The following is a 4,958-nucleotide window of genomic DNA, read 5'->3' as shown; positions in this document are numbered from 1 at the left end:
ACATGGATCATGCCGACCACCGCCCCGCCGCCGATCTTGCACTTGCAGCCCTCGGGATGCCGGGAATGACCACTCTGTCGGGGCACCAACCGCAAGATCGCGGGTGCGCCGACGCGGCGGTGGTCGGCATGATCCATGTGGTGACGGGCCGTCGTCGGCGGGGCCGACTAGGCTTGCGGAGGTTTGGCGTCCCACGGGACGACGGCGGCGAGGGGAGACGCGGCATGGCGTGGAGCTGGCGGTACGAGGGCACGAACGGCGACGCGGTCGACGGACCCGCCGAATCGTTCACGAGCCAGGCGGACGCCGAGTCGTGGATCGGCCAGGCCTGGCGGGAGCTCGCGGCATCCGGCGTCACCACAGTCGTGCTGGTCGAGGACGACCGGGTGGACTACCGGATGAGCCTGCAACCCCCGGCCGAATGACCGGCTACGACCGCCCGGGCGAACCGCTGATCCTCGGCGTGCCCCGGGCGGCGTTCCGGCCGAGCCCGATCTTCCTGGCCCTGGTCGCGCTGTTCGTCGCCTCCGGGGCGATGACCTGGAACCGGTACGGCAACGTCGGCTTCGACGTGTTCCTCTTCGTCGTCTCCGGCTGGCTGGTCTCGCTGTGCCTGCACGAGTACGCGCACGCTGTGGTCGCGTACCGGTCCGGTGACCGGGACATCGCGCACCGGGGCTACCTCACGCTCAACCCGCTGAAGTACACCAGCCCGCTGCTGTCGATCGTGCTGCCGGTGGTCGTGGTGCTGCTCGGCGGCATCGGCCTGCCCGGCGGCGCGGTCTGGGTGGACCGGCACGCCATCCCCGGCCGGCTGCGGCACACGCTCGTCAGCCTCGCCGGGCCGGCCACGAACGTGCTGTTCACGCTGGTGCTGGTGGCAGCCGTGGCGTGGGGGCCGGAGCTGGGCGGGCCGCTGGAGTTCTGGGCCGGCGTCGGGCTGCTCGCGTTCCTCCAGCTCACCGCCAGCGTGCTCAACCTGCTGCCGGTGCCGGGCCTGGACGGCGGCAACATGCTCCAGCCCTGGCTCAGCCCCGCCTACCGGCGGATGTACGACCTGTTCGCCCCGTACGGCTTCATCCTGCTGTTCGCGCTGCTGTGGAGCCCGCAGATCAACCGGGCGTTCTTCGGCGCGGTCTTCGCCGTCGGCGACGCGCTCGGCCTGCCGCGCGAGCTGTACCAGATCGGCTACGCCCTGATCCGCTTCTGGGAGTAGCCACCCGGTCGTTCCCGGGCCGGTGCGAGCCGGCCCGGGAACGAGGCGACGTCACGGGCGCTGAGCCGGGCTCTCGGTCTTCGACGGGTCCCGCTCGGTGACCGGCTCGACGATCTCGTCGATCGCCTTGAGCAGGTCGGCGTCGAGCTTCACGCCCGCCGCCTTCACGTTGTCGTGCACCTGCTCCGGCCGGGACGCGCCGACGATCGCCGAGGAGACGTTCGGGTTCTGCAGCACCCAGGCGACGGCGAGCTGCGCCATGGTCAGCCCGGCCTGCTCGGCCAGCGGCTTGAGCCGCTGCACGCGGGTGAGCACGTCGTCGGTCATGAACCGCGCGATGAACCCGGCGCCGGACTTCTCGTCGGTGGCGCGGGAGCCGGCGGGCGGCGGCTGGCCCGGCAGGTACTTGCCGGACAGCACACCCTGGGCCATCGGCGACCAGACGATCTGGCCGATGCCCAGCTCCTCGCTGGTGGGGATCACCTCGGTCTCGATGACCCGCCACAGCATCGAGTACTGCGGCTGGTTCGAGATCAGCGGGATGCGCAGCTCGCGGGCGAGCGCGTGCGCCTCGCGCAGCTGGGACGCCTTCCACTCGGAGACGCCGATGTAGTGCGCCTTGCCAGAGCGTACGACGTCGGCGAAGGCCTCCATCGTCTCCTCCAGCGGGGTGCTGTAGTCGTAGCGGTGGGCCTGGTAGAGGTCCACGTGGTCGGTCTGGAGGCGGCGCAGCGAGCCGTCGATCGACTCCATGATGTGCTTGCGGGACAGACCCCGGTCGTTGCGGCCCGGACCGGTCGGCCAGTAGACCTTGGTGAAGATCTCCAGCCCTTCGCGACGCTCGCCCTTGAGCGCGCGGCCGAGCACCGACTCGGCGCGGGTGCCCGCGTACACGTCGGCGGTGTCGAACGTGGTGATGCCGCTGTCGAGGGCGGCGCGGACGCACGCGACCGCCGCGTCCTCCTCGACCTGCGAGCCGTGGGTGATCCAGTTGCCGTACGAGATCTCGCTGACCATCAGGCCGGAGCGGCCCAGGTGACGGAATTCCATGCTCCCGACCCTAGACCCGCCCGGTCCCCGACGCCGTCCGGCGCTCCCCGCCCGGCGGCGTGGACGGCCCGGCGGGTCGCGGGCGGTCCGGCCGACGTGCCGGGCGCGGGTCAGAGCACCGGGCTGGCGTCGGTGAGCAGCCGGTCGATCTCCGCGACCACCGCCGCGCGGCCCGGGTGCACCGGGTCGATCAGCGGCTCGCCGCGCCGGTCCAGCGCGCCCCACCGGCCCGACTCGGTCGCGACCAGGAACGCCACCGGATGCACCACCACCGTCGGGTACGCCGGTGTCACCACCACCCGCCCGGCCCGGTCCACCACGCCCCGGCGGCCGGCCAGCTCCACCACCGCTAGGCCGTCGGCGGTGAACCCGTCGACCTCCCGCCCGTCGGCGAGCGGCGTGCCGAGACGGTGGTAGCGGGTCGGCACCACCACCTCGCCGGTGAGGTCCACCGCGCCCCAGCCGCCGTTCTGCCGTACCGCCGCCAGGCCGTTGCGGAACGGCCGGGCCTCCTCGTACCCGGGCGGGATCTTCACGATGTTCATCCGGTCGACGGCCATCCACCGGCCCTTGCCGTCCATCGACACCCAGGACAGCCCCTCCGAGAAGGGCACCACCGACCGGTAGCCGTTGTTCGCCTCGATCAGCGCCGCCCCGGACGTGTCGATGAGCGCCCACCGGGACGCCTCCGGCCGGCGCACCCAGGCCAGTCCCTCGTGGAACGGCTGCGCCTCGGCGTACCGGTGCGCGATGACCATCTCGCCGGCGGCGTCCGCGTACCCCCAGAGCTGCTGCTCCTCGTCGAACGTCGCCACCGGCGGACGCGGGGTGCCGAGCACCTCCTCGGGCCGGCGCGGCGGCGGGCCGAAGCCGACCGCGGCGGCCCGCTCCGCGACCGCGTCCAGCGCGACCTCGACCCGCGCGTTCAGCTGCGCGTCCTCGCCGTGACGCAGGTCCAGCGCCCGCTCGAAGTGCAGGCACGCCTCGGTCAGCCGGCCCTGGTCGTAGCAGCACCGCCCGGCGTGCTCGTGCAGCAGCGCACGCAGCCGGTCCGGCAGCTCCGGCGAGTTCGCCTCCGCGAAGAGCCGGTCCGCCTCCGCGTGGTCACCCCGCCACCGCAGCGCCTCCGCGAGGCGCGCGCGGGCCAGCGCGGTCCGCCGGAACTCGCCAGTGGCCTCCGCGTACGTGACGGCCAGCCGCGCGTCCCCGAGCGCGTCGTCCAGGTCACCGAGGATCCGGGACGCCACCGCGCGCAGGCTGAGCAGCCGGGCCCGGCTGCGGTTGTCGAGTGTGGTGTCCAGCTTGCCGGTGAGCCCGTCCCGGATCACCCGCAACTGCGCCGGGTCCGGGGCCTGCTCGCGCAGCGTACGCGGATCCAGTTCCCAGCCGACCGCGGCGAGCGCCCGCTCCGGGTCCACCGGAGGCGGCGGCGCGGCGTCCGCCGCAGGTTCCGCGTCGTCGTCGGTTCCGGCTTCCTCCGGGGTACGCGGTTCCTGCGCGTCGTCGGCGCCGGCCGCGTTCGGTACGCCGTCGCCGGTGTCGGCCTGCGCCTGTCCCTGGTGCGCGTGTCGGTTGTGGTCGGCGTGCCCTGGCCCGTCGTCGAGGGTGTCGTTGTGGTCGGTGCCGGCGTGTCCTGGTGCGTCGTCGGCGGTGTCGCCGTGGTCGGTGCCGGCGTGCTGATGTTCGGCCGGTTCGGTGCTGCTGCCCCCGGTGCCGGTCGGGGTGCCGACGTGCGCGTCGGGTGTGCTGCCGGGGACGGCGATCCCGTCCGTGGTGGGCGAAGGCTGCGCGGGCGTGTTGTCGACCTGCTCGGCATCGGCCGTCGTCTCGGCTTGCACGGCACCGGCGGTCGTTTCGGCTTGCGCGGCATCGGCCGTCGTCTCGGCTCGCGCGGCATCGGCCGTTGTGCCGGGCTGCTGGGGAGCGGGTGGTGTGGCACCGGTGCGGTCGGCATCGGCGGTGCCGTCGGTCGCCGTCGGTTCCTCGGCCGTGTCCGCGGCGGTGGTCGCCCGCGCCGTCTCGTCGGCGGTGGTCTGCGGTGCCGCGCCGTCCTGGCGGACATCGGCGGTGCCGGAGGAGGCGACAGCGTTCGGAGTGCGCTGCGGACCGGGGCCGGGCAGGCCGGATGCCGCCGCCACCGCGATGTACGGCTCGGGATCAGCGGCCGACCTGTCGGTTTCGCTTGTGGGAGTGCCGGCCTCTGCGGTCGGCCGCTCGGCCGCCGGGATGATCGGCGTGTCCACTGATCCGGGCGGTGAGCCGGTGGTCGTTGCGGCCTCGGCCGATGCGCCTGCGGCGGGCGCGGTGACGATCGATGCCGATGCCGATGCCGATGCCGATGCCGCTGCGGGCGGGGGTGCTGTTGCTGTTGCTGTTGCGGGTGCCGGTGCCGGTGCCGGGGTCGGGGTCGGGGTCGGCGGTGTGTCGGAGGTGCTTGCGGGTTCGCTGGAGCTGGTGGGTGCGGGTGTGTTCGAGTCGGCGGCGGGGGCGGTGCCGGTGTTCGACATGGCCGACGTACCGCTCGCGATGCCGGTGTTCGACACGGCCGTGCCGCTTGTGACGTCCACTCTCGACATTGCCGACGTGCTGCTTGTGATGCCGCCGTCGAGTGGCGGAGTGGAGTCGGCTTGCAGGTCGGCGTCGCCGGTCGACGGGGCGGCCGGGAGCGGCGGGGTGGCCGGGAGCAGCAGGG

Annotated in this window: 4 protein-coding genes and 1 pseudogene; 3 read left to right on the top strand and 2 right to left on the bottom strand. The window is 73.5% G+C overall.

Features of this window, described 5'->3' with window-relative positions:
- Window positions 1–224 precede the first annotated feature (224 nt).
- Window positions 225–425, top strand: coding sequence for a hypothetical protein (locus EAD96_RS00760; protein ID WP_121682909.1), 201 nt, complete (start codon window positions 225–227; stop codon window positions 423–425).
- Window positions 422–1,216: a site-2 protease family protein gene (locus EAD96_RS00755; protein ID WP_120568739.1), complete on the top strand. Its 795-nt coding sequence runs from the start codon at window positions 422–424 to the stop codon at window positions 1,214–1,216. The genes EAD96_RS00760 and EAD96_RS00755 overlap by 4 nt, the downstream gene beginning before the upstream one ends.
- Window positions 1,217–1,267: 51 nt before the next feature.
- Here the strand turns inward: EAD96_RS00755 and EAD96_RS00750 are convergent, their stop codons facing one another.
- Both EAD96_RS00750 and EAD96_RS00745 read right to left on the bottom strand, forming a co-directional pair.
- Window positions 1,268–2,266: an aldo/keto reductase family protein gene (locus EAD96_RS00750; RefSeq protein WP_120568740.1), complete on the bottom strand. Its 999-nt coding sequence runs from the start codon at window positions 2,264–2,266 to the stop codon at window positions 1,268–1,270.
- Window positions 2,267–2,376: 110 nt separating this feature from the next.
- On the bottom strand, window positions 2,377–4,104 hold the full coding sequence (locus tag EAD96_RS00745; RefSeq protein WP_233585332.1) for a WG repeat-containing protein: 1,728 nt from the start codon (window positions 4,102–4,104) through the stop codon (window positions 2,377–2,379).
- Between the two features lie 94 nt (window positions 4,105–4,198).
- Here EAD96_RS00745 and EAD96_RS31350 point away from each other — a divergent pair.
- Window positions 4,199–4,958: pseudogene (locus EAD96_RS31350) on the top strand (hypothetical protein); the annotation flags it as partial.

Origin of the sequence: Micromonospora sp. BL1 (genome assembly GCF_003667485.1) — a bacterium.
In the GTDB taxonomy this organism is placed as follows: Bacteria; Actinomycetota; Actinomycetes; order Mycobacteriales; family Micromonosporaceae; genus Micromonospora; species Micromonospora tulbaghiae.
The sequence above is the reverse complement of the archived record's forward strand: the minus strand, read 5'-3'. Positions and strand labels throughout refer to the sequence as shown.

Excerpts from the sequence above, each read along its gene's own strand:
- EAD96_RS00760 (WP_121682909.1), top strand. The coding sequence starts at position 225 with ATGGCGTGGAGCTGGCGGTACGAGGGCACGAACGGCGACGCGGTCGAC.
- EAD96_RS00755 (WP_120568739.1), top strand. The coding sequence starts at position 422 with ATGACCGGCTACGACCGCCCGGGCGAACCGCTGATCCTCGGCGTGCCC.
- EAD96_RS00750 (WP_120568740.1), bottom strand. The coding sequence starts at position 2,266 with ATGGAATTCCGTCACCTGGGCCGCTCCGGCCTGATGGTCAGCGAGATC.